This window comes from Streptomyces sp. NPDC058685 (assembly GCF_042714725.1).
Classification (GTDB): Bacteria; Actinomycetota; Actinomycetes; order Streptomycetales; family Streptomycetaceae; genus Streptomyces.
This window is the reverse complement of the sequence record NZ_JBHXSL010000045.1, coordinates 1-25,425: the sequence shown is the minus strand read 5'-3', so window position 1 is coordinate 25,425 and position 25,425 is coordinate 1. Positions and strand designations below refer to the sequence as shown.

The 25,425-nt window shown below is 71.8% G+C and carries 24 protein-coding genes; 13 read left to right on the top strand and 11 right to left on the bottom strand.

Annotated elements, in window-relative coordinates:
• The first annotated feature begins 20 nt into the window (after positions 1 to 20).
• Entirely contained in the window at positions 21 to 704 is a 684-nt protein-coding gene (locus ACFWU3_RS28210) for a uracil-DNA glycosylase (RefSeq protein WP_384443328.1), read from the top strand.
• Between the two features lie 151 nt (positions 705 to 855).
• Positions 856 to 1,329, top strand: a complete 474-nt coding sequence (locus ACFWU3_RS28205) for a hypothetical protein (protein ID WP_384443395.1) — start codon at positions 856 to 858, stop codon at positions 1,327 to 1,329.
• 741 nt (positions 1,330 to 2,070) lie between these two features.
• Here the strand turns inward: ACFWU3_RS28205 and ACFWU3_RS28200 are convergent.
• Both ACFWU3_RS28200 and ACFWU3_RS28195 read right to left on the bottom strand, forming a co-directional pair.
• Positions 2,071 to 2,580 (bottom strand): DinB family protein, encoded by a 510-nt coding sequence (locus ACFWU3_RS28200; RefSeq protein ID WP_384443325.1) that lies wholly within the window; start codon positions 2,578 to 2,580, stop codon positions 2,071 to 2,073.
• A complete protein-coding gene (locus tag ACFWU3_RS28195; RefSeq protein ID WP_384443322.1) occupies positions 2,567 to 3,256 on the bottom strand; it encodes a TetR/AcrR family transcriptional regulator in 690 nt (229 codons plus the stop codon). Before ACFWU3_RS28195 ends, ACFWU3_RS28200 begins: the two co-directional genes overlap by 14 nt.
• A gap of 81 nt (positions 3,257 to 3,337) precedes the next feature.
• Here ACFWU3_RS28195 and ACFWU3_RS28190 point away from each other — a divergent pair, with 81 nt between their 5' ends.
• Both ACFWU3_RS28190 and ACFWU3_RS28185 read left to right on the top strand, forming a co-directional pair.
• Complete coding sequence (locus tag ACFWU3_RS28190) at positions 3,338 to 4,528, top strand: FAD-dependent monooxygenase (RefSeq protein WP_384443319.1); 1,191 nt, start codon at positions 3,338 to 3,340, stop codon at positions 4,526 to 4,528.
• A 22-nt stretch (positions 4,529 to 4,550) separates the two neighbouring features.
• A complete protein-coding gene (locus ACFWU3_RS28185; RefSeq protein ID WP_384443316.1) occupies positions 4,551 to 5,456 on the top strand; it encodes a Gfo/Idh/MocA family protein in 906 nt (301 codons plus the stop codon).
• On the opposite strand, the gene lnt is transcribed toward ACFWU3_RS28185, so the two are convergent.
• From lnt to ACFWU3_RS28155, 6 genes are all read right to left on the bottom strand, one after another.
• Positions 5,380 to 7,041 carry an apolipoprotein N-acyltransferase gene (lnt, locus tag ACFWU3_RS28180; RefSeq protein WP_384443313.1) on the bottom strand — a complete coding sequence of 554 codons (1,662 nt, stop codon included), beginning with the start codon at positions 7,039 to 7,041 and terminating at the stop codon, positions 5,380 to 5,382. The genes ACFWU3_RS28185 and lnt overlap by 77 nt on opposite strands.
• A gap of 99 nt (positions 7,042 to 7,140) precedes the next feature.
• A complete protein-coding gene (locus ACFWU3_RS28175) occupies positions 7,141 to 7,602 on the bottom strand; it encodes a nuclear transport factor 2 family protein (protein ID WP_384443310.1) in 462 nt (153 codons plus the stop codon).
• A gap of 104 nt (positions 7,603 to 7,706) precedes the next feature.
• Complete coding sequence (locus tag ACFWU3_RS28170; RefSeq protein WP_384443307.1) at positions 7,707 to 8,864, bottom strand: methyltransferase; 1,158 nt, start codon at positions 8,862 to 8,864, stop codon at positions 7,707 to 7,709.
• 60 nt (positions 8,865 to 8,924) lie between these two features.
• A complete protein-coding gene (locus tag ACFWU3_RS28165) occupies positions 8,925 to 9,098 on the bottom strand; it encodes a hypothetical protein (protein ID WP_327685329.1) in 174 nt (57 codons plus the stop codon).
• Between the two features lie 54 nt (positions 9,099 to 9,152).
• Entirely contained in the window at positions 9,153 to 10,025 is an 873-nt protein-coding gene (locus ACFWU3_RS28160; protein ID WP_313947610.1) for an undecaprenyl-diphosphate phosphatase, read from the bottom strand.
• 149 nt (positions 10,026 to 10,174) lie between these two features.
• Positions 10,175 to 10,879, bottom strand: a complete 705-nt coding sequence (locus ACFWU3_RS28155) for a TVP38/TMEM64 family protein (RefSeq protein ID WP_384443304.1) — start codon at positions 10,877 to 10,879, stop codon at positions 10,175 to 10,177.
• A gap of 49 nt (positions 10,880 to 10,928) precedes the next feature.
• Here ACFWU3_RS28155 and ACFWU3_RS28150 point away from each other — a divergent pair, with 49 nt between their 5' ends.
• The 4 genes from ACFWU3_RS28150 (at position 10,929) to ACFWU3_RS28135 (ending at position 15,265) form a co-directional block, all read left to right on the top strand.
• Positions 10,929 to 11,627 (top strand): DNA alkylation repair protein, encoded by a 699-nt coding sequence (locus ACFWU3_RS28150; protein ID WP_384443301.1) that lies wholly within the window; start codon positions 10,929 to 10,931, stop codon positions 11,625 to 11,627.
• A 318-nt stretch (positions 11,628 to 11,945) separates the two neighbouring features.
• Positions 11,946 to 13,127, top strand: a complete 1,182-nt coding sequence (gene tuf, locus ACFWU3_RS28145; RefSeq protein WP_313947613.1) for an elongation factor Tu — start codon at positions 11,946 to 11,948, stop codon at positions 13,125 to 13,127.
• Positions 13,128 to 13,234: 107 nt separating this feature from the next.
• Positions 13,235 to 14,080 carry a patatin-like phospholipase family protein gene (locus tag ACFWU3_RS28140; protein ID WP_384443298.1) on the top strand — a complete coding sequence of 282 codons (846 nt, stop codon included), beginning with the start codon at positions 13,235 to 13,237 and terminating at the stop codon, positions 14,078 to 14,080.
• Between the two features lie 339 nt (positions 14,081 to 14,419).
• Entirely contained in the window at positions 14,420 to 15,265 is an 846-nt protein-coding gene (locus ACFWU3_RS28135) for a spermidine synthase (RefSeq protein WP_384443295.1), read from the top strand.
• Here the strand turns inward: ACFWU3_RS28135 and ACFWU3_RS28130 are convergent.
• Positions 15,227 to 16,543 (bottom strand): MFS transporter, encoded by a 1,317-nt coding sequence (locus ACFWU3_RS28130; protein ID WP_384443292.1) that lies wholly within the window; start codon positions 16,541 to 16,543, stop codon positions 15,227 to 15,229. The two genes, ACFWU3_RS28135 and ACFWU3_RS28130, sit on opposite strands and share 39 nt — an antisense overlap.
• Before the next feature lie 577 nt (positions 16,544 to 17,120).
• Positions 17,121 to 18,116, bottom strand: coding sequence for a hypothetical protein (locus ACFWU3_RS28125; RefSeq protein ID WP_384443289.1), 996 nt, complete (start codon positions 18,114 to 18,116; stop codon positions 17,121 to 17,123).
• Positions 18,117 to 18,224: 108 nt separating this feature from the next.
• Between ACFWU3_RS28125 and ACFWU3_RS28120 the strand changes: the two genes are divergently transcribed.
• The 3 genes from ACFWU3_RS28120 to ACFWU3_RS28110 all read left to right on the top strand — a co-directional run bounded on the left by ACFWU3_RS28120 (position 18,225) and on the right by ACFWU3_RS28110 (position 20,040).
• Positions 18,225 to 18,662: a DUF4442 domain-containing protein gene (locus tag ACFWU3_RS28120; protein ID WP_313949096.1), complete on the top strand. Its 438-nt coding sequence runs from the start codon at positions 18,225 to 18,227 to the stop codon at positions 18,660 to 18,662.
• Between the two features lie 115 nt (positions 18,663 to 18,777).
• On the top strand, positions 18,778 to 19,437 hold the full coding sequence (locus ACFWU3_RS28115) for a DedA family protein (RefSeq protein WP_313949097.1): 660 nt from the start codon (positions 18,778 to 18,780) through the stop codon (positions 19,435 to 19,437).
• Between the two features lie 69 nt (positions 19,438 to 19,506).
• Positions 19,507 to 20,040 carry a gamma carbonic anhydrase family protein gene (locus ACFWU3_RS28110; protein WP_384443286.1) on the top strand — a complete coding sequence of 178 codons (534 nt, stop codon included), beginning with the start codon at positions 19,507 to 19,509 and terminating at the stop codon, positions 20,038 to 20,040.
• Between the two features lie 140 nt (positions 20,041 to 20,180).
• On the opposite strand, the gene ACFWU3_RS28105 is transcribed toward ACFWU3_RS28110, so the two are convergent.
• A complete protein-coding gene (locus ACFWU3_RS28105) occupies positions 20,181 to 20,747 on the bottom strand; it encodes an ATP-binding protein (protein WP_384443283.1) in 567 nt (188 codons plus the stop codon).
• A gap of 110 nt (positions 20,748 to 20,857) precedes the next feature.
• Here ACFWU3_RS28105 and ACFWU3_RS28100 point away from each other — a divergent pair, with 110 nt between their 5' ends.
• A complete protein-coding gene (locus ACFWU3_RS28100) occupies positions 20,858 to 23,716 on the top strand; it encodes a LuxR C-terminal-related transcriptional regulator (RefSeq protein WP_384443280.1) in 2,859 nt (952 codons plus the stop codon).
• Positions 23,717 to 24,095: 379 nt separating this feature from the next.
• Positions 24,096 to 25,322 carry a cytochrome P450 gene (locus ACFWU3_RS28095; protein WP_384443277.1) on the top strand — a complete coding sequence of 409 codons (1,227 nt, stop codon included), beginning with the start codon at positions 24,096 to 24,098 and terminating at the stop codon, positions 25,320 to 25,322.
• Positions 25,323 to 25,425 lie beyond the last annotated feature (103 nt).

Here is a 25,425-nt window from a genome sequence, read left to right as displayed (position 1 = left end):
GCATCCCGGAGGTTGTTGACGTGACCGACACCGACATGCTGCCCGAGTCCTGGCGCGGCGTCCTCGGCGACGAGCTGCAGAAGCCGTACTTCAAGGAGCTCATCGACTTCGTCGAGGACGAGCGCGCCAGGGGGCCGGTGTACCCGCCGCGCGAAGAGGTCTTCGCCGCGCTGGACGCCACGCCCTACGACCGGGTCAAGGTGCTGGTCCTCGGCCAGGACCCGTACCACGGCGAAGGGCAGGGCCACGGGCTCTGCTTCTCGGTGCGGCCGGGCGTCAGGACCCCGCCCTCCCTGCGGAACATCTACAAGGAGATGCAGGCCGAGCTCGGCCTCCCGATCCCGGACAACGGCTATCTGATGCCGTGGGCCGAGCAGGGCGTGCTGCTGCTCAACGCGGTGCTGACCGTCCGCGCAGGCGAGGCCAACTCCCACAAGGGCAAGGGGTGGGAGAAGGTGACGGACGCGGTGATCACCGCCGTGGCGTCGCGCCCGGACCCGGCCGTGTTCGTCCTGTGGGGGAACTACGCGCAGAAGAAGCTTCCGCTCATCGACGAGCAGCGCCATGTGGTGGTGAAGGGCGCCCACCCCTCACCGCTGTCGGCGAAGAGGTTCTTCGGATCCCGGCCCTTCACCCAGATCAACGAGGCCGTCGCCGCACAGGGCCACGCGCCCATCGACTGGCGTATCCCGGACCTCGGCTGATCCGTTCGCGCACCCGGCTGACAGGCACGGGCCGCCTGCCCGAGCCTGTGCGGCATTGTCGGTGGCGGCGGCTAGCGTCGTGATCGTGGCGTCCGTGCCGAGCGGGCGGCGCCACGGTCGCACGTCGGGCGCACGGATGCGGGAGGCGGCAGTGGTGGAGCAGCAGGAGGCGTCGGAGGACGCCGTCATGACCCGGATCGGGCAGGCGATCATGCTGCTGCACGGCGGTGACCGCGAAGAGGCGCGCAACCGTTTCGGCGCGCTGTGGGCGGAGATCGGGGAGGCGGGGGATCCCCTCCACCGCTGCACCCTGGCGCACTACATGGCGGACACCCAGGACGACCCGGTGGACGAGTTGGAATGGGACCTGCGGGCACTGGCCGCGGCGGAGGGGCTGAGCGATCAACGGACCGCCGCCCACCAGGCCGGGCTCGCGGTCCGCGCCTTCTACCCCTCACTCCACCTCAACCTCGCCGCCGACTATGTGAAGCTGCACCGGCCGCAGGCCGCCAGGATCCATCTCGACCGGGCCCGCTCGGCGACGGTCGCACTCGGGGACGACGGATACGGCCGAGGGGTCCGGGCGGCCATCGAGCGCCTGGAGCTGAGGCTGCGCACCGATTGAGGCTGCGCACCGACTGAGTCGCGCGGGTCCCGTGCCGGCGGAGCCCGCCAGACCGTGCCGGCAGAGCCCTGGGGCCCCGTCGGCGGGCCCTGGCGGGATGAGGACCCTGCACTGCCGGAGGGGCCGGAGAGCCGTGCAGGGCCCCGGGCGGGCCCGCGGCTCGGGTCAGGATCTTCCCGCCCGGGCAGTGGCCCGGCTCAACGTCCGTACGTCTCCCGGCAGATGCGTGCCTGCGCGCTGTCCGGTCGCCAGCCCCCGTAGCCCTCGCTCAGCGCGCAGACGTCGGGCCGCGACGTCGGCACCACGGGCGGCAGCGCCCGCGGCGTCGGAGGAGCCGGCCGTGCCTGCCGCGGCGGGACGACGGAGGGGTCGTGGCCGCGCGGTACGGCGGCGTCGGACGGTGGCCTCGCAGCGGGCGGGGGAGTGGTCCCCCGTACTGCCGGTGGCGCCAGGGCCTCGCGCGCGGGAGCCGGGCCGATCCGGGGCTCCACCGCCTGCACCGGGCGGCTGCCGGCCGGTGCGGGAATCGGAGCGGGCCCCGGGGCCACGGTCACGCAGCCTGTCACGGACAGAATCCACGCGGCCCAGGCGGCCACTCCTACCAGGACTTTCGCGGCGGTCTGTGGTCGCCGCGTCGATGATCGCTGCACACGATCAACTCTGGCGGTCGCCGGGCCGGTTCACCGCCCGACCGGTCCACAAAGGCCCTCACGAGTGACATCGGCCCCGGCCGCGGGCGGGTCACTCGCCCGTGGTGCCGTCGATCCGCTCCCGTACGAGGTCGGCGTGACCGTTGTGGCGCGCGTACTCCTCGATCATGTGCGTCATGATCCACCGCAGGTTGAAGGCCCTCCCGGATCGCGTGGTGCCGGCCGCGACATCGTCCAGCGAGCGGCCCGCGACCAGTTCCCTGGCCCGCGCGATCTCCGTCTGCCACGCGGTGTGCGCCTCGGACCAGGTGTCCTGGTCCGTGACATGGAAGTCCCCGTCCCTGTCCTCCTCGCAGTAGAGCGTGGGCACGTTCTCGCCCGCGAAGACGTCGCGGAACCAGCCGCGTTCGACCTCCGCCATGTGCCGTACGAGTCCGAGCAGCGATATCCCGGACGGTGGCACGGACCGAGTGCGCAACTGCTCGTCGGTGAGCCCCGCGCACTTCAATTCCAGCGTTTCGCGGTGGTACTCCAACCAGCCCGTCAGCATGGCCTGTTCGTCTGCGGTGGTGGACGGTTCGGTGCGCTCAGTCCTCGTCATGGCGATCATCCTGGGGGACCGGCCCGCCGCCCGCCAGGGCATTTTCGCCGAGCATCCCCCGCAGCAGCTCCGTGAACCCCGTGCGCAGCTCCCCCCGGTCGGGGACGGCAGCGTGATACGACCCCACGGCGCAGGCGAACATCAGCCCTTCGCACCAGGCCACGAGGGACAGCGCATGGCGTTCCGGTTCCGCTGAACCGGCCGCTGTCATCAGGGCGTTCAGCATGGTCCGGAAGCGGCTGCCCGCGGCGTCGTAGTACTCGCGCAGCTCCGGTCTGCGGGTGGCCTCCAGGGCGAGTTCGTAGCGGGCGACGAGCAGTTCGCGATGGCGCGTGAGGTAGCGGTGCAGCGCGAGCGCCAGCGCGTCCGCCAGGCCCCCGCCGCCGTCGCCCGCGGCCGACAGCTCGCCCGGTGTCAGAACGGCCGCCTCGCGGTCGGCCAGACGCCGTACCGCGGCCTCCAGGAGGGCCAGCCGGGTGCGGGCGTGATTGGACGTCGAGCCCTGGGGGAGGCCCGCGGCCTCGTCCACCGCCCGGTGGGTGAGACCGCGCATACCGCGCTCGGCGAGCAGGGCGAGCGCGGCGTCGGCGATCAGATCGGTGCGGGAGGTGCCGGGGGCCGTGCGGGAGGTGCCGGGAGTGGCGCGGTGGGAGCCGGGAGTGGTGCGTTCTGCCATGGGCCCAACCTACCCGCGGAACTACAGCTGTAGTACGCTCAGCATGTCACTACACGTGTAGTGCGCGTATGAGGAGGAGCCATGTCCGAGTCCCGTGCCGTCGTCATCGGCAGCGGAATCGGCGGCCTGACCGCCGCTGTGGCCCTGCACCGAAGCGGCTGGCAGGTCACCGTCCTGGAACAGGCAGCCTCCCTGGAGCCGGTCGGTGCCGGCATCGGCCTCGCCCCCAACGGTCAGCGCGCGCTCGACGTCATCGGCCTCGGCGACGACATCCGGGAGCTGGCCGCGTGGCAGGGCGACGGCGGCATGCGCACCCCGCGCGGCCGGTGGCTCGCCCGCACGAACAGCGCGGCCGCCGCCGAACGCTTCGGCGGACCCCTGGTCCTTCTCCACCGCGCCACCCTGGTCGACCGCATCGCAGCCCTGCTGCCGGCGGGAGCCGTGCGCACCGCGAGCGCGGCCCGGCTCACAGACCCCGGCGCCGTGGACGGACGCCCGGCCCGAGTCACGACCGCGGACGCGGAGTTCGAGGCCGAACTCGTCGTCGGCGCCGACGGAATCCACTCGGCCGTCCGCAGCGCGCTGTTCCCCGCCCATCAGGGCCCGGCCTACTCCGGATTCACCACCTGGCGCGTCGTGGTGCCGGCCCTCGGCAGGCCCTTCGCACCGCACGAAACCTGGGGCGCCGGCACCCTGTGGGGCACCCAGCCCCTCAAGGACGACAGGATCTACGCCTACGCGGCGGCCGTCGCACCCGCCGGCGACCGCGCGGACGACGAGAAGGCCGAACTCCTGCGCCGGTTCGGGGACTGGCACGATCCGATCCCGGCCGTCATCGCCGCCGCGGACCCCGGTCAGGTGCTGCGCAACGACGTCCACCACCTCATCGACCCCCTGCCCGCCTTCCACGGCGGCCGCACCGTTCTCGTCGGCGACTCCGCCCACGCCATGGCGCCCACGCTGGGCCAGGGCGGCAACCAGGCGATCGAGGACGGCATCGTCCTCGCCCACCACGTCACCCCGGGAGCGGACCTGGGGGCGGGCCTCGCCGCCTACAGCGCGGACCGGCTCCCGCGGACCACCACCGTCGTCCGCAAGGCGGCCCGGGTCGCCCGGGCGATGTCGCTGACCAGCACGCCGGCGGTCGCCGCGCGCAACACCCTGATGTCCGCCGTCTCCCGGCTCGGACCGGGTGTGGTGCTGCGGACCTTCGACGGCATCGCCGACTGGCAGCCACCCCGTCGCCCGTATGCTGACCGGGCACACGGGTGAGACACAGCGTGAGGGAGGCCCCGTGAAGGTCGGCTGCATCGGACTCGGCGACATCGCGCAGAAGGCCTATCTGCCGGTGCTGGGCGCCCTGCCAGGCATCGAGCTGCATCTGCAGACCCGCACGCCTGCCACCCTGACCCGGGTCGCCGAGACGCACCGCATCCCCGCCGCCCAGCGCCACACCGACCTCGGCCGGCTGCTGGACCAGGGCCTCGACGCCGCCTTCGTGCACGCGCCGACAGCGACGCACGCGGAGATCGTCGGCCGTCTCCTCGAAGCGGGTGTGCCGACCTACGTCGACAAGCCCCTCGCCTACGAACTCGCCGACTCCGAACGGCTCGTGGACCTCTCCGAATCGCGCGGCACCAGCCTGGCCGTCGGATTCAACCGACGGCTCGCGCCGGGGTACGCCCAGTGCCTGGAGCACCCGCGCGACCTGATCCTGATGCAGAAGAACCGCGTCGGTCTCCCCGAGGACCCCCGCACCCTCGTGCTCGACGACTTCATCCACGTCGTCGACACCCTGCGCTTCCTCGCCCCCGGCACGGTCGAGCACAGCGATGTGCGGGCCCGCATCGTCGACGGGCGGATGCACCACGTCGTCCTTCAGCTGTCCGGCGAGGGATTCACCGCCATCGGCACGATGAACCGGATGAGCGGCTCCGCCGAGGAGATCCTCGAGGTGTCCGGCCAGGACACCAAGCGCGAGGTGCGCAACCTCGCCGAAGTCGTCGACCACAAGGGGCAGCCGAGCGTGCGCCGGCGCGGCGACTGGGTGCCGGTGGCCCGCCAGCGCGGTATCGAGCAGTCGGTGACGTCGTTCCTCGAAGCGGTGCGCGCGGGGAAGTTCCTCAGTGCCCAGGACGCCCTGAGGACTCACGAACTGTGCGAACGGGTGGTGCTTCGGGCTCTCGAGCAGGCCGCCTGAAGGTCCGCGCCCCTTCGGACGCCAGCCACAGGGCCAGCACGGCGAGCGCGCCGTACACCGCCCAGTCGCCGAACCGCACGTACGCGGTCGTCCCGCGCGCCAGCGGTATGTCGTAGACCGCCGCCGTGCTCTCGTCCGTACCGAGCGGCTGCCCCACCCGGCCGCCGCGCGCGTCGTGTACCGAACTGACGCCGGTGAGCGTGGCGTGCACCATCGGCCGCCCGCTCTCCGCCGCCCGCAGGGCCGCCAGCGACGCGTGCTGCTCCGGTGCCCAGCTGCTCTGGAAGGACGACGTCGCCGACTGTGCGATGAGCACCTGGGCACCGTCACGGGTGAGCCTGCGGCTCATGTCGGGGAACGCCGACTCGAAGCAGACCAGAGGACCGAGGCGCAGCCGGTCGGCGCCCTCGCCCGGCAGCACCATCACCACGGGACGCGTGCCGCGCAGCCGGTCCTCGCCGGCCGCCTTGCCCACGGAGGTCGCCCAGCCGAGCAGATCACGTGCCGGGATGTACTCACCGAACGGCACCAGACGCATCTTGTCGTAGCGATCACCGGTCGGCCCCTGCGGACCGACCAGGACCGAGCTCTTGAAGATCCCGCTCTGCCCGGAGGCGTCCACCCGCCGGGCGTCGACATTGACCAGCAGATCGGCACCGACCGCCCGCGACAGCACCGCGAGACGCGCCGCCAGATCGGGGCGTTCGCGCAGGTCCGAGCCCACACTGCTCTCGCCCCAGACGACCAGGTCGACGTCCTGGCCGGCCAGCTCACGCGTCAGCTGCTCGCTGCGCTCGAAGCGCTTGTCCTCGCCGCCGATGCCGTTGATCACCCCCGGCTGGACGACCGCGATCCGGGTCCGGCCCGACGACTCCGGCTGCGGAGCCCACATCCATGCCGCCGTAGTGGCCAGCGCACAGGCGACCGTGCCGCCCACCGCGGTGGTACGGGCCCTGGGCACCGCTATCAGCACGGTCACCGCGGTGTTCACCGCGAGCACGAGCAGGCTCACCAGCCACACACCGCCCACCGACGCCAGACGCAGCGCGGGGGAGACCTCCCACTGGCTGGCGCCGAGCAGTCCCCACGGGCCGCCCAACCCCTCCCAGGACCGGGCCAGTTCGATCATCAGCCACCCGGAGGGGACCACGGCGAGAGCCGCCGCGGCACGCGCGGGTGACGGCATGCCGCCGAGCAGGGAGCGGACCAGCCATCCCCAGGGCGCCCACAGCAGCCCCAGCAGCGCCGCCAGCACGACGATGAACACATGCAGGCTCGGCATGAGCCAGTGATGCACGGCGACCATGAAGCCCAGACCGCCGAGCCAGCCCTCCAGCGCCGCACGGCGCCCGGTCGCCGCCGTGCGCACCAGCAGCATCCACGGCACCAGCGCCACATAGGCGAACCACCAGAGCGACGGTTCGGGGAAGGCGAGCGCGGGCAGCGCGCCGGCCAGGACGGCGGCGACCGCGCGCCCGCGGGGGGTGGTGAGGAGTCGCCGGGCACGCTGCCACCCCGCGTCGTCTCCGGTCCGTCGTCGGGGCTCGCTGCCCTCCCGCCGGCTCCGGCCGACCGGAATCCGCATGACGCGCCTCCTCGTCCTGCCTGGAAGGGACCGCCCGGACGGGCCGCGAGCCGTCCCCCTCCAGTGTGCGCGAGGGGGTCCCGCACCGACAGCGTGCCCCTATCTGCTGTCGGCAAGCGCTCCGGTACCGCGCCGCCACTTCTCGGTGATCAGCACATGGTTCAGCCGCCAGCCCTCGTCCGTGCGGAGTACATGGAAGGTGTAGCGGCCGCCGGAGAGAAAGTCGTCGCCCGACTCCATCCGCATTGGATTCACGTAGTCGGCCTGGAGCTCGGCGCCGTCACCCGGATAGCCCCCCAGATCCTGGATGTGCAGACGCCGGTTGACGATCAGGTGCTGGCGTACGGGAAAGATGCTCATCGTCTCCGCCAGCCAGTCGGCGACCTCGGCGGCGGAGCCCTCGATCCCGCCGGAACTGCGGTAGTCGGCGCGCCCGTCCCCGGTGAACAGGGCCCGATAGGCGTGCCAGTCGGCGTCGTCCACGGCCACCGCGTAACCGGTGACCAGTTCGTCGATGGCGAGGCGGTCCATCATCGTCGCGAGATCCACGCGCTGCGTCATCGGGTCAGTCTCGGGCAGCCGGAGCCCCAGGCCAAGAGCCGTGCGCGGTCATCACCCGCGTCCGCTCGGCAAACGGCCCCTCTCGGCCGTCCGGAGGGCCGGCCCTAGGGCCGGACGGCCTTGAGGACCACGAACTTCGGGTCGCTCGCCACGACCTCGCAGTTGCCGAAGAGCCGCCGCAGCCGCACGTGGTAGCCGAGGTGCCGGTTGCCGATCACCCACAGCTCGCCGCCGGGGCGCAGGACGCGGCGGGCGTCTGCGAACATCCGGCGGGCCGTCGTGTCCGTCGTCGCCCGGTGCGAATGGAACGGCGGATTGTTCAGGACGAGATCGGCGGAGCCGTCCGGCAGCTCCGCGAGCCCGTCGCCCACGAGGAAGGTCGCCCTCGACGCGTCGGCGACGTTCTCGCGGTAGGTGGCGCGTGCGGAGTCCACGGCGGAGAAGGATTCGTCGGCGAAGGTCACCGAGGTCTCCGGGCCGGCGAGAGCGGCGGCGGTGCCGACGACGCCGTTTCCGCAGCCGAGGTCCACCACATGGGCGGGGCCGCTGCGCTCCGGCAGATGCCGCAGGAAGAACCGCGTGCCGATGTCGAGCCGGTCGGCGCAGAAGATGCCCGCGTGGTTGGTGACGGACCGGCCCGCCAGCTCACCGATGTCGTCGGGCAGGGTGTAGCGCAGCGGCCAGGGGCTGGGCCCGGGGGTCAGCGCCGGATCGGGCGTGCAGAAGATGAGCCGCGCCTTCTTCACCGCGAGCGAGGTCCGCGTCGGGCCGATGATCCGCTCGAACAGCCGCAGCGTCGAGGTGTGGATCTCACTCACCATGCCGGTACCGATGACCAGGGTGCCCGGGTGCACCGCGGGCGCGAGCCGGTGCAGCTGGTCCTCCAGGAGCGCGAGGCTCTTCGGCACCCGCACCAGGAGGACGTCGATGCGCTCGGGCGGAGTGTCCCGGGCGGACAGCAGCCGCACGGAGGCGGAGTCGATGCCGTTGCGCGCCAGATTCGCGCGGGTGGCCTCCTGGCCGAGGTACGAGTCGGTGATCTGTACGGGGCCGTGCGCGGCGAGCGAGGCGGTGAGCGCACCCCACCGGTCGCCCACCACGACCACGGTGCCGGACAGGTCCGCCGGATCCGCGTCGTCGGTCTCCTCGAGCCGGCGCAACAGGTACTCGTCGGCGGCGTCCCATGCGCGGAGGGTGTCGCGGGGATCTTCGGGGAAGCGGGCGAGCCTGAGGTCGCCCCAGGAGGTGGTCAGACGGTTCATCGTGCAGCCAGGCTAGCCGAGCGCCGGGACCTCATGATCCACGCGCCGGCAGCGCGGACGTCAGGCTGCTCGCCCCACGCTTTCGCGAGCCGCGGCCGCCCACTTCACCACGAGCGCCTCGTACTCCGGGCGCCGGTCGTCGGGCAGCTGCCCGTCCGCCCACAGCTCTCGGATGCGGGCGTTCAGCTCGGTGGCGGACAGGGCGGTCTCGGGTTCGGGTCGAAGGGTGGACATGGCGAACAGGCTACGACGGGCCCGAGCGGCGCGTCGCCCCTTCGGCGTGTGGCGTCAGTCGCCCGACTCGCCCGCGTGAGGGCTCAGAGTGTCCGTTCCGACCAGGATGAACAGGGCAATTCCCAGAATCACCCGGTAGATGACGAAGGGCATGAAGCTCTTGGTAGTGATGAACTTCATGAACCACGCGATGACCGCGTAGCCCACGCCGAACGCGATGAACGTCGCGAAGATGGTGGGCCCCCAGGACACATGGCCCTCGCCCGCGTCCTTGAGCTCGTACGCGCCGGAGGCGAGCACGGCGGGGATGGCCAGCAGGAACGAGTACCGGGCCGCGGCCTCGCGGGTGTAGCCCATCAGCAGGCCACCGCTGATGGTGGCGCCGGACCGGGAGACACCCGGGACGAGGGCCATCGCCTGGCAGATGCCGAAGATCAGACCGTCCTTGACGCTCAGCTCCCGCAGGGTCTTGCGCTCCTTGATGGCGCGGTGCTTGCCGCCGGTCTCGTCACGGGCGGCGAGCCGGTCGGCGATACCGAGGACGATGCCCATCACGATCAGCGTGGTCGCGATGAGGCGCAGATCACGGAACGGGCCCTCGATCTGGTCCTTGAGCGTGATGCCCAGCACGCCGATCGGGATCGAGCCGACGATCACCAGCCAGCCCATCTGGGCGTCGTGGTCGCTGCGCATCGACTTGTCGGTGAGCGAGCGGAACCATGCCGAGACGATCCTCGCGATGTCCTTGCGGAAGTAGATGAGGACGGCCGCCTCGGTGCCGATCTGAGTGATCGCGGTGAATGCCGCACCCGGGTCGTGCCATCCGGCGAACGCCGCGGTGAGCCGCAGATGCGCGCTGGAGGAGATGGGCAGGAATTCGGTCAGCCCCTGGACGAGCCCGAGGATGAATGATTCGAACCAAGACATGGAAAACTACGCCATCCAAGAAATGATCACGGTCAGGCGGCGCGTAGCGTTCTCGATCATGCGCCAGGTCTGAGGCAGCCTAGCGTCCCCCGATGACGGGCTGTGCCGCGGCCCTGGCAGTGCCCCGGCGCGAGCTGCGCCTCGGCGGGTCAACTGCTCGGCAGACGATGCCGCTTGCGCCAGGCGACGGCGGCGGCGCCGAGACCCGTGACCACGATGAAGCCCATCGCGATCAGGAACACCGGTGACGTCGGCGACCCGGCCCGGCTGCCCGCGACGACGTACGCCGCGGTGTTCGGGATCGAGCCCAGACCGGTGGCCAGCAGGAACGGGACGTAGCCCATGCGGGAGACGGCCGCACAGTAGTTGGCCGCGGCGAAGGGCACCCCGGGGAAGAGTCTGATCGCCAGCATCGAGCGGAAGCCGTGCGTACTGAGCTGGGTGTCCGCGGCCTTCAGCCAGCGGCCCTTCAACAGCGGCCGCAGCGCGTCCTGCCCCAGGAGACGGCCGAGAGTGAAGGAGATGCCCGCGCCGATCACCGTGCCGGCGATCGCCGAGACAAGACCTGCCTGTGAGCCGAACAGCGCGCCCGCCGCCAGGTTGAGCAACGGCCGCGGTACGAACGCGGCGGTGCACGCGCCGTACGCCACACCGAACAGCATCACCGCGGCGGCGCCGCCGAGTTGGGCCGGGAAGCCGCCGGAGAGCAGTCTCTGTGGCTCGTACAGGAGGACCAGTGCCGCCGCGGTCGCCAGCATGAGGACCAGCAGCGACAGCCGCGACCAGGGGGACAACAACACCCGGGTGCAGCGGACGGCGAGTGGGGAAGCGGGCCTGGGGACGGGCTCGAACATCCGGAGACAGTAACCGACATAGGGATGTGATCGCCGTAATCTGTGACGCATGACCCCCGCGGTACCACGCAGCGAGCTCGCCGACACGGTCATGGAACGACTGACCGCGCTGTACCCCACCGGGGCCGATCCGGTCCGGGCGGCGGGCGCCGCCGCGTACATGAAGGGGGTCGCGCCCTTCCTCGGGATCTACACCGCAGAGCGGCGCGCCCTGTCCCGCACCGTGCTCGAAGGACTGCCCGCGCCGGTCGAGGCCGACTGCACGGCGATCGCGCTGCGCTGCTGGGCGCTGCCCGAGCGGGAGTACGCCTACTTCGCCGCGGACTATCTGCGCCGTCACGTCCGCCGCTGCTCCTCCGGCTTTCTGCCCGTCGTCCGCCGGCTCGTCGTCACCGTCTCCTGGTGGGACACCGTCGACGCGCTCGCCGCACACGTCGTCGGACCGCTCGTCGCTGCCGACCCCGCGCTCAGAGCCGACATGGACGACTGGATCGACGACGACGATCTGTGGGTCGCGCGCACGGCGCTGCTCCACCAACTGCGCTTCAAGGACTCCACCGACACCGGCCGTCTCTTCGGGTACTGCCTGCGCCGCGCCGATCACCCCGACTTCTTCATCCGCAAGGCGATCGGCTGGTGCCTGCGGGAGTACGCCAAGACGGATCCCGACGCGGTGCGGGAGTTCGTCGACTCCGCGCGGGAGAGGCTCTCGCCGCTGTCCGTACGGGAAGCGCTGAAGAACCTGTGACCTGCTGACCTTCCGTGCACGCAGACTCCGCGCCCGCTGAACTCCCGTACGCGGAAAACCATTCGACGCGGCGCGGGCGGTGGGCGAACATCGTCCTCATGTTCCGGTACGCCTTCCTCGCAGCGCCGTCCGCAGTCGCGGACGAGCCGAAGGCTGCCGCATTCCTCACGGCGGACGCAGCCGCTGCCGCGGCGCCGTTCGACGGCGCCCGAAGCTGACCCTTCCCGGAACGTCCGGCGGACCCCGCAGGGGGAGGGTCGGCAAGGCCCAGGGGTCCTCATCACGCTTCGCACTCCGAGGAAGTCCGAGGAAACAGCCATGCCCAAGACGGCATACGTACGCACCAAGCCGCACCTCAACATCGGCACCATGGGCCATGTCGACCACGGCAAGACCACGCTGACCGCGGCCATCACGAAAGTGCTCGCCGAGCGCTCCGGGAGCAGCACCTCCTACGTGTCCTTCGACCGCATCGACCGGGCGCCGGAGGAGGCGCAGCGGGGCATCACCATCAACATCGCGCACGTCGAGTACGAGACGGACACCCGGCACTACGCGCACGTGGACATGCCCGGGCACGCCGACTACGTCAAGAACATGGTCACGGGCGCCGCCCAGCTCGACGGGGCGATCCTCGTCGTCTCCGCGCTCGACGGGGTCATGCCCCAGACGGCCGAGCACGTCCTGCTCGCCCGTCAGGTCGGTGTCGACCACATCGTCGTCGCGCTGAACAAGGCCGACGCGGGCGACGACGAGCTGACCGACCTGGTCGAGCTGGAGGTCCGCGAGCTGCTCACCGCGCACGGTTACGGCGGCGAGGCCGCTCCGGTCGTCCGGGTCTCCGGGCTCAGGGCGCTGGAGGGCGACCCACGCTGGACCGCCGCCGTGGAGGCGCTGCTCGACGCCGTCGACACCTATGTGCCGATGCCCGTCAGGTACACCGACGCGCCGTTCCTGCTCCCGGTGGAGAACGTCCTGACCATCACCGGGCGCGGGACGGTCGTCACCGGCGCCGTGGAGCGGGGCACGGTCCGCGTCGGCGACCGGGTGCAGGTGCTCGGCGCGGACACCGAGACGGTCGTCACCGGTCTGGAGACCTTCGGCAAGCCGATGGAGTCTGCCGAGGCCGGTGACAACGTCGCGCTGCTGCTGCGCGGACTGCCGCGCGACGCGGTGCGCCGCGGCCATGTGGTGGCCGCGCCCGGCAGCGTCACGCCGAGCCGGCACTTCACCGCCCAGGTGTATGTGCTCTCGGCCAAGGAGGGCGGCCGCAGAACAGCGGTCTCCACCGGCTACCGGCCGCAGTTCTACATCCGCACCGCGGACGTCGTCGGCGACGTCGACCTCGGTGAGCGGGCCGTCGCGCAGCCCGGCGACACGGTCACCATGACCGTCGAGCTGGGACGTGACATCCCGTTGGAGGCCGGGCTCGGCTTCGCCATCCGCGAGGGCGGCCGCACGGTCGGCGCCGGCACGGTGACCGAGGTCGCCGGCGGATGAAGGCCGCCGCCGGCCGGTGAGGCGTGGCCGGTCCTCGTACGCACCGTACGAGGACCGGCCACCTGCGCCTACGCTGCTGCCACACACCTCGGCGGAAGGCGGCGGCGATGGGCGACACGGCCCTGGTGCTCGGCGGCGGCGGTCTCACCGGCATCGGCTGGGAGATCGGCATCCTGCACGGACTCGCACGGGCGGGCGTGGATGTGACCGGCGCCGACACGGTGATCGGCACCTCGGCGGGCTCGGTCGTGGGCGCGCAGCTCGCCTCCGGGCTGCTGGAGCTCCCGGAGCTGTACGAGCGTCAACTCGCCTCCCCCGAAGGGGAGATCACAGCGAGCATGGGGCCCGCGATGCTGGCCCGCTACGCCTGGACCGTGCTGCGTGCGCGGGACAGCACGTCGTACGGCATCCGCATGGGAAAGATGGCGCTCAAGTCCGGGACGGACGGCGGGGCGGCGCGCCGGGAGGTCATCGCCCGGCGGCTGCTGTCGCACGAGTGGCCCGAGCAGCGGCGGCTCGTGGTGACGGCCGTCGACGCCGCCACGGGCGAGTTCCGTCCCTTCGACCGGGACAGCGGTGTCGGACTCGTGGACGCGGTGGCGGCGAGCTGCGCGGTGCCGGGCGTCTGGCCGCCCATGGAGATCGACGGCCGGTTGTTCATCGACGGTGGAGTGCGGTCCTCCTCCAACGCGGACCTTGCCTCCGGGTACGGCAGGGTCGTCGTGGTGGCGCCGATGGCGATCGGCGGCGGACCGGTCCCGGCCGCCCGGGTACAGGCCGCACGGCTGCGGGCCGAAGGGGCCCGTGTCGTCGTCATCACCCCGGACCGGGCGGCGCGGAAGGCGTTCGGCCGCAATGTCCTGGACCCGGCCCGGAGGGCGCCCGCGGCGCGGGCGGGACTCGCCCAGGCGTCGGCGCACGTCGACGAGGTCGCGGCGGTCTGGTCCGGCTGAGGGCGGGGCGCTCGGAGCGGGGCGGTGGCTCCCGCTCGGCACACGTGGTTGCCCGCGGCGCGGGCGCGCCACGCAGCGGGCGCGCGGTGCTCGCGCTCGGCAAGGGCGGTTGGGTGCGGGTGCGGGCTCGGGTGCGGGTGCGGGCTCGGGCTCGGCAAGGGCGGTTGCCTGCGGGCTCGGGTGCGGGCGCGGGCTCGGGTGCGGCAGACAGTGAGCGCGGGCCGGTCCCTCCCCGCGGTCCCGGTCCCGGTCCCGGTTGCGCTCGGGCGGGTAGCCGCCGTGCGCTCCCGCGGCGGTCCCCGAGCCTGCGGCCGTGCGCGGCCCGGGCACAATGAGACCGTGAACGAGCAGATACCGGTCGTCCGCGAGGTCGACCGGGGCACCGCCAGACTGATGCCCGACATCGACCGCGAGCGGGCCTGGCTGCTCACCGTCGACGACGCTCCCCAGTCGTACGTCGACCTGGACGAGCCCATGCACCTGGAGTTCGAGTACACCAGGCGGCTCGCCCACGTCATCGACACCTGCGCCGACGAGGGCACACCACTCGATCTGCTGCACCTCGGCGGCGGAGCCCTCACCCTGCCGCGCTACGCCGCGGTGACCCGGCCCGGCTCGCGGCAGGACGTGGTGGAGTTCGACCGCGGTCTGCTCGACCTGGTCGCGGAGCAACTGCCCCTGCCCGGCGGCTCGGGCATCGCTCTGCACGCGGCGGACGCCCGCACCTGGATCGAGGCGGCTCCCACGGACTCGGCCGACCTGTTGATCGCCGATGTCTTCGGCGGATCGCGGGTGCCGGCGCAGGTGACCTCGGTCGAGTACGCGCGAGCGGCCGAACGCGTCCTGAGACCGGGCGGGATCTACGCGGCGAACCTCGCCGACAGCGCTCCGTTCGCCTTCCTCGGCTCCCAGTTGGCCACGTTCGCCGCGGTGTTCGCCGAACTCGCCCTCATCGCCGAACCGGCCGTGTTGCGCGGACGCCGCTTCGGCAACGTCCTGCTGCTCGCGTCCCACGCCCCGCTCGACACGGCAGCCCTCGCCCGCCGCACTTCGGCGGACCCGTTCCCCGCACGCGTCGAGCACGGCGCGCCGCTGCGGCGGCTCATGGGATCCGCGACCCCGGTGGCGGACGCCGACGCCCAGGCGTCACCCGAGCCGCCCGGCGGCGCCTTCAGCATCGGCTGAGGCCACCGGGAGGGTGCCGGGTCCCGCCGCGGCGACCTTCCCGGAGCGGCGGGTCAGATGCCGGACGTCGGGTACGAACAGCACGGCCGCGGTCACGAGGACCACGAGAGCCGAGCACCCCCACAGCGACGCGCTCCGCCCGAACACGCTCTCCGCGGGCCCGGCGAGCGCGGTCGCCAGCGGCAGCATGGCCACCGAGCCGAACCAGTCGTACGCACAGACCCGCGAGAGCATCTCCTCCGGGATCTCCTGGTGCAGCGCCGTCATCCACGCGACGCCGAACACCTCGATCGCCACTCCGCTCACCAGCATCACGGCGGCCAGTCCCGGGACCGGCAGCGGCACGGCGAGCGCGGCGGACGGCAGGGCGAGGGGGAAGACGCACAACGTGCCCGCGAGCAGCAGCCGCCGCGGCTTCCAGCGCATCATCAGCAGCGCACCGAGGAGGGTGCCCACACCGAAGGCCGCCAGCGCCATGCCCCAGGGTCCCGCGCCGCCCAACTCGTCCTCGGCCACCAGCGGTCCGAACACCGACTCGGCGGCGCCCACGACGGCGACGACCACCGTGAACTGCGCGACGATGCCCCACAGCCACGGCCTGCTGATGACCTCTTTCCACCCGTCGCGCAGATCGGCGAGCAGCCCGCCGCCGGGTGCGCGCGGCGCGATGTGACCGACGTGGAGGAAGGCGCGCAGCCCGCCGGCGACCGCGAAGGCCACCGCGTCCACCGCCAGCACCCAGCCGGGCCCCATCGCCGCGATCAGCGCGCCGCCGAGCGCCGCGCCGCCGATCGAGGCACCGTGCATGGCCATCCGGAACACGGCGAAGGCCCGGCTCGCCTGCTCACCGCTGACGCTCGACATCAGCATGCCCTCGGCGGCCGGGTTGAAGAACGCCTGCCCGGTTCCGCAGAGCGCGGTCAGGAGCATCATCTGCCACAGCTGCGCGTCGCCGGCCAGCACCAGGACCGCGAAGACGCCCTGGGACACGCAGTTCAGGGCGTTGGCGGCGACCATCACCCGGTGCCGCGGGACGCGGTCGGCGACCGCGCCGCCGATGAGCAGGAAGAGAACGAGCGGAAGCGTACGGGCAGCCGCCACCAGACCCACGTCGCCGGCGTCGCCACCGGACTCCAGCACGGCGAACGCCGCCGCGATCAGTGCACCGTGGCTTCCCAGGTTGGTGACGATCGCGGCGGCGGTCAGCAGCGTGTAGTTGCGGCCGGCCCATTCGGGGCGGCGCGGGTGGCGGCGGGGCGGAGCTGCGGGTGAGGTCACCCACGGACTATCCCCGCAGGCCGCCCCGGTTGCCAAACCGGTTACGACGCGGGCGGCCGGCGGGCTGCTCGGCGAGATGCATCGCGTTCTGATGCATAGAGGCCGACCCCTCAGCTAGGAGGTCGTGGACGGTACGGACGTCGGCAAGCTTCCTGCGCTCGTCGCAGCCTCGTACGCGAGCCCAACCACGCTCAAGGGGTGGGTAGTTGCGATTGCGTAGCCGGCGATAGGGTGTGCGAACGAATGTCTGACCAACGTTCGTTCGATTCGTTCTGCCTGACTAAGGAGTCAGATGCGTACAAAACTGGGCGTACTCGCTGTCATGGGGGCCACGCTGGCGAGCCTGCTGACAGCAACTGGATCCGCCCAAGCCGCACCCGCTCGCTCATGGGAAGGGCCGATGGCGAAGTCTGACTGCATGGCGCAGCGGTGGAAGGGCAAGTGCGTCTTCATCCAGAGGAGTAACCAGTGGGAGAATCCCTCTGGTTGGTACATCATGCTGTGATGCCGTTCGAGCGGCATTGGGCCTGATGAAGCTTTGAGGGCCGTCGTCCGGAGACGGCGGCCCTCTCGCTTGTCAGGAAGTGCTCGATGCCAGTCGCACCGTGCTCAGGATCTGCTGGATGGTCGCGTCCGGGAGTTCGTCCGGCACACCCTTGTTTGCGTACAGGACCCAGGACTTGAACTCACCCGCGGGGTCCTTGAAGGAGAAAGCGACCGACTTGCCGTCGGTCTCGCACTTGTTCTCCTTCTTCACCCCGATGGCGGTTGCCGTCGAAACGCTGCCGACCAGGCCCGACTTCGTCGTGTACGGGACGGCCTTGGTCACCTTCACCGTGCCCTTGGGCTCGGTCTGCGCGTAGCCCGCCCAGACCCAGTTGCCGGCTTCGTTGTACGCGGCCGTCGCGGAGTCCTTGGCGCCCTTGCCGCCCTTCGTCCCGGCGGTGCTCAGACCCCAGTCCTCGAGCTTGCCGTCCTTGTTGGTGTCGAACGTGCACCACTTGGACTTGAAGTGGGCGGGGGCGGACATGGCGACCGCCAGAGAGCCGTCACCCTTCTTCTCGTCCTCGAAAGCCGTGCTGACGCCCGAACCGGCGACCTCCCACCCGGCCGGGACGTCGAACTGCGTTCCGTGCTTGGGGTTGGAGACGACCTTCCAGCCGGCGATCGTCGGCTTGCCGCCGTCACCGCCGCGCGGGTTCTCCGTGGGGGTGGTCGCGGGATCGCCGGTCGGCTGCTTCACCGTCGGCGTCTTCGAGGCCGTGGGCTTGCTGTCGTCGGACGTGCTGTCGTCGTCACCCAGCACGACGACACCCGTGATCACCGCAGCCGCGACGACCGCCGTGGCCGCGACGATCGCGACGATGGTCGTCTTCTTCTTGTCGTCCGGCGGCGTGGGGCCACCGGGCGGCTGCATCGGTACCCCGTACTGCGGCACGGTCGGCTGCTGGTACGGGTTGGGCTGCTGGTACCCCGGCTGCTGGTACGGATTCGGCTGTTGGTACCCCGGCTGCTGGTACGGGTTCTGGTCCTGCGGGTTCTCGCCCCCGGGCGGCTGCTGTCCTGGCCACATGGCGAGTAACCATAGAGGTGCCGTGCCGCCGGGGCTACGTCCGCCCCTGCGCGGGGATGGCCAAGCAGCCCTACTCGTGGGTAACATCGCGCCATGAGCGCTGATCAGATGACAGTCGGCGAGATGCTCGCCGCCACGGTTCCCATGGCCCGGACCCTGAACCTGGAGTTCCTGGAGACCACCCCCGAGCGTGCCGTGCTGCGCATGCCGGACCAGCCCGACTTCCACAACCACGTGGGCGGGCCGCACGCCGGAGCGATGTTCACGCTCGCCGAGTCCGCGAGCGGTGCCATCGTCATCGCCGCCTTCGGCGACCAGCTGAACCGTGCCGTACCGCTCGCCGTCAAGGCGGAGATCGGCTACAAGAAGCTCGCCATGGGCGTCGTCACCGCGACCGCCACCCTCGGGCGGCCCATCGCCGACGTCGTCGCCGAACTCGACGCGGGCGAGCGCCCGGAGTTCCCGGTGAACATCGCCATCGAGCGCGCCGACGGGGCGGTCACCGGCGAGATGACCGTCGTCTGGACCCTGCGGCCCAACGCCTGACGGGCGGCGCCGGACCCGACTTCTCCACCAGGACGGAGCAGGTAGGCTGCCCGGCGTGCGCCCGGGGGGCGCACGCCGGGCAGCGGTACTGCTGCGCACACGGGAGGAACCGGCGTTGCACGTCCAGGAGTGGCTCGAGACCGTCCCCCCGCTCAGCATCTACCTCCTGGTGGGGGTGGTGATCGGGCTCGAGAGTCTCGGGATCCCGCTGCCGGGTGAGATCGTCCTCGTCAGCTCGGCGCTGCTCGCGTCCCAGCACGGTGACATCAACCCGTACATCCTGGGCGCGTGCGCGACGGCCGGCGCGATCATCGGCGACTCGATCGGGTACGCGATCGGCCGCAAGGGCGGCAGGCCCCTGCTGGCCTGGCTCGGCGGGAAGTTCCCGAAACACTTCGGCCCCGCCCAGATCGCCATGGCGGAGCGGTCGTTCGAGAAGTGGGGCATGTGGGCCGTCTTCTTCGGACGCTTCGTCGCTCTGCTGCGGATCTTCGCCGGGCCACTGGCGGGCGTGCTGCGCATGCCGTACTGGAAGTTCCTGATCGCCAACGTCTTCGGCGGCATCCTGTGGGCGGGCGGCACGACCGCCGTCATCTACTCGGTCGGCGTCGTGGCCGAGGCATGGCTCAAGCGGTTCTCGTGGCTGGGGCTCGTCCTCGCGGTACTGATCGGTGTGACCTCGATGCTCGTGCTCAAGAGCCGTGCGAAGAAGGCGGCGGCCGAGGCGGAAACGCGGACGGTCCTCGAACCCGAGCCGGTTCCCGCCGCCGACTGATCCGCGGCCCGGTCGTCGCGCAGCCGTACGGACCGTCCGGCGCGCCGTTCATGAAACGAGGAGACAGCGATGGCGTCAGAGGCGCTGATCATGGGTGTGGGCGGCCGGGAGCCGAGTGTCGCGCCGGAAGCCTTCACCGCTCCGACCTCGGTCGTCATCGGTGAGGTCACCCTCGCACCGGGCGCCGGCGTCTGGTACCAGACGGTGCTGCGGGCGGACTGCGGGCCGATCGTCATCGGCGCGGACTCCAACATCCAGGACAACTGCACGGTCCACTCGGACCCCGGCTTCCCTGTGACGGTGGGGGAGCGTGTCTCGGTCGGTCACAACGCCGTCCTGCACGGCTGCACGGTCGAGGACGACGTGCTGGTGGGCATGGGGGCGACGGTCCTCAACGGTGCCCACATCGGCACCGGGTCCCTGGTGGCCGCGCATGCGCTCGTTCCGCAGGGGATGCGGGTCCCGCCCGGCTCGCTCGTCGCCGGGGTGCCCGCCAAGGTGCGGCGCGAGCTGACGGACGAGGAGCGTGAGGGCATCAAGCTCAACGCCGCCGTCTACCTGGACCTCGCCGAAGCCCATCGTGAGGCGGCGCGGAAGGCCTGACGGGCAGCCGCCCCGCATCGGTGATCACCCGCACCGTGACCCCCTGAACGCACCTGTCGCGAGCCGGTACGGAAGGCCTGACCTCTCCCGTCGTCCGGCTCGTGCCCGCGGTTCGCGTGGTCCTCGCCGCGCCGTGTCGGTCAGTGGCAGTCCGGCTCCACCGTCAGCCCGATCACCGTGCGGAACTCCACGGGGGGCGACGGTTCGTCCTCCATCCGTGGGTGCAGGGTCACGGGCCGTGGCCCGCCCTGATGGGGTGGCATGACGATTTCAGCCGCGACCACGCTGCCCATCGGCAGCCGTCGCGTGACGGTCCTGGTGGCGAAAGCGTCGACGAGCCGCAGACCCTGGCCGCAGTCCGCGTGAGCGTCCAGCGGTTCCTGGCGTCGTGCATGACGATGCTTCCACCGGCCGCCGTCCCTGACCTCCGTCGTCAGTGTGTTGCCGCGGACCTTGATGGCCAGGGCGACCCAGGTGCTGCCACTGTGCAGCACCACATTGCTGACGAGCTCGGTGACGATCACCGACAGCGCTTCGTGGAATTCGTCGTGCAGCCGCCATCGTCGGGCCACTGCGCGGGCGAAATGGCGCAGGGTGCGGGCGGCTTCCGGCGTCGCCGACATCGCACACTGGGCCAGACCCGAGGTTCCGCCGTACGGTCCGTGCCCGGACGGCAGAAACTGGGAGGACTCCTCTGATGCGATCACGTCGGCTCCTTCTGCCCAGGTCGACGCCTGGGCCCGTGGGACTACGCTCACTGTCTCGGCAAGCCCGGCGCAATTGGGGAGACTGAAGTACGGATACCTAAAGAAATGAAATGCCCGGAAATGTCGAGGAGAGTGAGCTGGTGACCACGCTCAGTGACGAAGTCTGGGAGCGATGGCTGCGGCAGACGGTCGCCCACGGCGGCCGGCAGTCGGCGCTCCTGCTGCTGGAGGGGCGTGCCGGTACCGGCAAGAGCCGGCTGGTCGACCGGCTGCTGGACAGCGCCGAAGCCGGACCGCGGCCACGGGTCGTGCTGACGTTCACCTCCTCCGGCGTCTCACTGACGCACCACCCGGCCCGGGTGCCCCGCGCCGAACCGGGCGCCGCCGCCGTACGCGAGCGCCCCGATCCCGTCGCCCTGCCGCCGCGGATCCACTCCGACGCCACCGCGCTCGCCGGGGATCTGGAACCCCTGCTGGAGTCCGGCGGACCGGTCCTGCTGATCGCCGACGACGTGCACCGGGCCGACAGCGCGGGCCGGGACCTGCTGCGCGGACTGCTGGAACAGCCCCCGGCCGGACTCGCCGCCGTCCTGGCCTACCGGCCCGAGGAACTCGCCGAACCCGGACTCGTCCTCGGCCGCGCCGTCGCCTACCCGGCCCGGCTCACCGTTCTGCGGCTGCGCCTCGAGCCCCTGGACGCCGACGAGGTGCGCCGGCTGGTCGAGGACCGGCTCGGTCCCGAATGCTGCCCGCCCGAGCTCGTCGCGCGGATCCACGAGCGGTCCGCCGGAGTGCCGCAGGTCGTCGTCGATCTCGTGCGCCAGCTGGAGGACGCGTACGGGCCCCGGGAGCGCTACACCGCCAAGGACCTCGATGCCACCGGCCCACCCGTACGACTGGCCGAACTGGCCGTCGGGCGGCTGGCCGCACTGCCGGAGGAGCACCGGGCGGTGGCCCGCGCCGCGGCGGTCCTCGACGAGTCCAGCAGCGCGGCGGACCTGTACGCGGTGGCCGCACTGCCCGGCGCGGCCGGCCGCGAGGCGCTCGTCGCCTCCCTCCGCGGGGCGGTGCTGCTGGAGAGCGACCGCGATCTGTACGGCTTCCCCTCGCCCCTCGCGGGCACCGCCGTCTACGACGAGATGCCCGGCCCCCTGCGCCAGGACATGCACCGCCGGGCCGCCGACGTCCTCGCCCACCGGCATCCCGTGCCGTGGGCCCGGCTCGCGGCGCACCGGCACCGCGGCGGCCAGATACGCGGCTGGCTCAAGGCCGTCGAACACGCGGCCCAGCAGTGCGCCGAGGCAGGCGCCCACCAGACCGCGATCGACCTGCTGGAACAGGCTCTGTCGCACCCCGCGGTGCCGCGGGAGACCCGGGCCCGCCTCGCCCGTCTCCTCGCGCACAGTGCCGTGCTCGGACTGCACACCGACCAGACCGTTCAGGTGCTGCGGCAGATCCTGGACGAGCAGTCGCTGCCCCCGGCGGTCCGCGGACAGATCCGGCTCGACCTCGGCCTGGTGCTCTACAACCAGGCCGGACGCGGACTCCAGGGCTGGGTGGAACTGGAGCAGGCGGTCGACGAACTGGCCCAGCGTCCGGCACTCGCCGCCCGCGCGATGTCGGCGCTCGCCATGCCGGTCATGTCGTCCGTACCACTGGAACGCAATCTGCACTGGCTCGAGAAGGTGCAGAAGATGGCGGCGGGCAGCCACGACGACGAGGCCCGTACCGCCGTGGACGCGAACTGCATCGCGGTACTCCTGGAGATCGGCGACCCCACGGCCTGGGACGTCCTGGAGCGGCTGCGCGGCCAGACCGACCAGACGGACCGGCTGCCGCACGTCGCCCGTGGGCTGGTGAACGCCGCCGACGCCGCCCTGTGGCTCGGCCATCTCTCGCGGGTGGGAGAGCTGCTCGAAGAGGGCGTCGACGTCGCCGTCCGCGGCGGAGCCGCGTATGTCGAACAGGACGGCCGCGGCACCGGGCTGCTGCTGGACTGGGTGACGGGCACCTGGGACGGCCTCACCGCCCGGGCCAGGGCCTTCGTGGCAGAGACGGGCGTCATGCCCGGGCCCGCCGCGGACGCGCGGATCGTGCTCGGCATGCTGGCCCTCGCACAGGGTGAATGGCAGCAGATGGCCGCCTGGCTCTCCGGGGACGGGCATCCGCTGCCCGTCGGCTCCCCGCTGCCGCATGTCGCGGCGGCGGCAGGCGCACTCGTCCGTACCGCACTCGCCCGCGGCGATCTGGACACCGCCGCGTCCGAGGCCGCGGGCACGTGGGACCGGCTGCGGGACAAGGGAGTCTGGGCGTGGGCGGCCGAACTCGCGCCCTGGGCCGTGGAGGCGACCGCACGGGCCGGCCGCCGTCAGACGGCCGAGGCCATGACCGCGGAGTTCGAGGCGGGCCTGAAGGACACGGCCCTGCCGTCGCCGCTGGCGGCGCTGTCCTGGTGCCGCGGCATCCTGCTGGAGACCGCCGGCCGGCCCGCTGAGGCGGTGCCGCACTTCCAGGACGCGTCGGAGAGGTACGCCGAGATGCCCCGGCCGTACGCGGCGATCCTCACCGCCGAGGCGGCGGCCTCCTGCGTGCTCGGGGCGGCGGCGGAGGGCGGGGACGGCGACCCGGACGCGCTCGCGGCGGCGGTCGAGTCCCTGGCGTCGTGCGTGGAACGGCTCACCGACATGGGCGCCGGATGGGACGCCGCACGGGTACGGGCCACGCTCCGCTCCCACCAGCCCGCGGCGGAGCAGCGTCCGCGCGGGCGGCCCAGCTACGGCGACCAGCTCTCGCCGCGCGAGCAGGAGGTCGTGGATCTGGCATCGGCGGGTCTGACCAACCGGGAGATCGCGACCACGCTGCACCTGTCGCCGCGCACGGTGGAGCAGCACGTGTCCCGGGCCCGCCGGAAGCTGGAGTCGCAGACGCGCGCGCAGCTGAGCCGCAACCGCGGCACCCGGGGTTCATGAATTTATTGCGTATCCGTAGATCCGGTTCACGGATAGGCGCATCTCGGGATGTGGTCATAGCTTCCACTCACCGAAAGCGGAATGCACCGTTATCGAGTCCGCCCTCGCGGCGACCGGTGACCCGAGTGCCCGCCGTCGGTGCTGTGCCCGGGTGGCCGGACGGCCTGGCGAGTGTGCGCCGCATCCCCCACCACGGCGGCCCGCGCTCGCCGAGGCAGGGGGGCCCGGCCCCGGGCACGGTTGTCCGCTCCGGGCGCACGATCGAGCTGCGCGCCGGAGGAGGGCGCCAAGGCACCAGATTCGGCCAGGACCGGTCTGGTTCAGCTGACGGATGATCAATAACCTTGTGTGAGTTGCCCGTTACTGCTCAAGGAGCGCCATGGCCACCGCACAACAGGTACCGGACATCCTGTCGCCGGAGTTTGCCGCGAACCCTTATCCGGCCTACCGCGCCATGCGTGAGCACGCGCCGTTGATCTGGCACGAGGCCACCAACAGCTACCTCATATCGCGCTATCGGGACGTCGAGCGGGCCTTCAAGGACAAGGACTCGCTCTACACCACCGACAACTACGCATGGCAGATCGAGCCGGTGCACGGCAAGACGATCCTCCAGCTCAGCGGGCGCGAACACGCCGTCCGCAGGGCGCTGGTGGCGCCGGCGTTCCGGGGCAGGGATCTCCAGGAGAAGTTCCTGCCGGTCATAGAGAGCAACGCCCGTGAACTGATCGACAGCATCCGGCACAAGGGCGAGGCCGACCTCGTCGACTCCTTCGCCACCCGTTTCCCCGTCAACGTCATCGCCGACATGCTCGGCCTCGACAAGGCGGACCACGCCCGGTTCCACGGCTGGTACACCACCGTCATCGCCTTCCTCGGCAACCTCGCGGGCGACCCCGACGTCACGGCGGCGGGGGAGCGCACCCGCATCGAGTTCGCCGAATACATGATCCCGATCATCCAGGAGCGGCGCGAGCACCTCGGGGACGACCTGCTGTCGTCGCTCTGCGCGGCCGAGGTCGACGGCGTGCGGATGAGCGACGAGGACATCAAGGCCTTCTGCAGCCTGCTGCTCGCCGCCGGCGGTGAGACCACCGACAAGGCGATCGCCAGCATCTTCGCCAATCTGCTGGTCAACCCCGAACAGCTCGCCGCCGTACGGGAGGACCGCAGCCTGATCGACCGGGCCTTCGCCGAGACCCTCCGCTACACCCCGCCGGTCCACATGATCATGCGGCAGACGGCCACCGAGGTCACGGTCAGCGGCGGCACCATCCCCGCGGGGGCGACCGTCACCTGTCTGATCGGCGCGGCGAACCGGGACGCGGAGCGATACAAGGACCCGGACCGTTTCGACATCTTCCGCGACGACCTCACCTCGACCACGGCGTTCTCCGCGGCCGCCGACCATCTGGCGTTCGCCCTCGGCCGGCACTTCTGCGTCGGCGCGCTGCTCGCCAAGGCCGAGGTCGAGACCGGCGTCATCCAACTGCTCGACGCCATGCCGGACATGCGGCTCGCGGACGGCTTCGTCCCGTCCGAGCAGGGTGTGTTCACCCGCGGGCCGCAGTCGCTGCCCGTCCGCTTCACGCCCGTCGCCGACTGATCACAGCAGGGCGGGCCGGTGCGCCGGGGGCGCGGGTGCCCCGCGGGCCCCCGCGCCGCCCCGCCCAGCACCACCCGGCCGCGCACAGCACGACCCGGCCGCG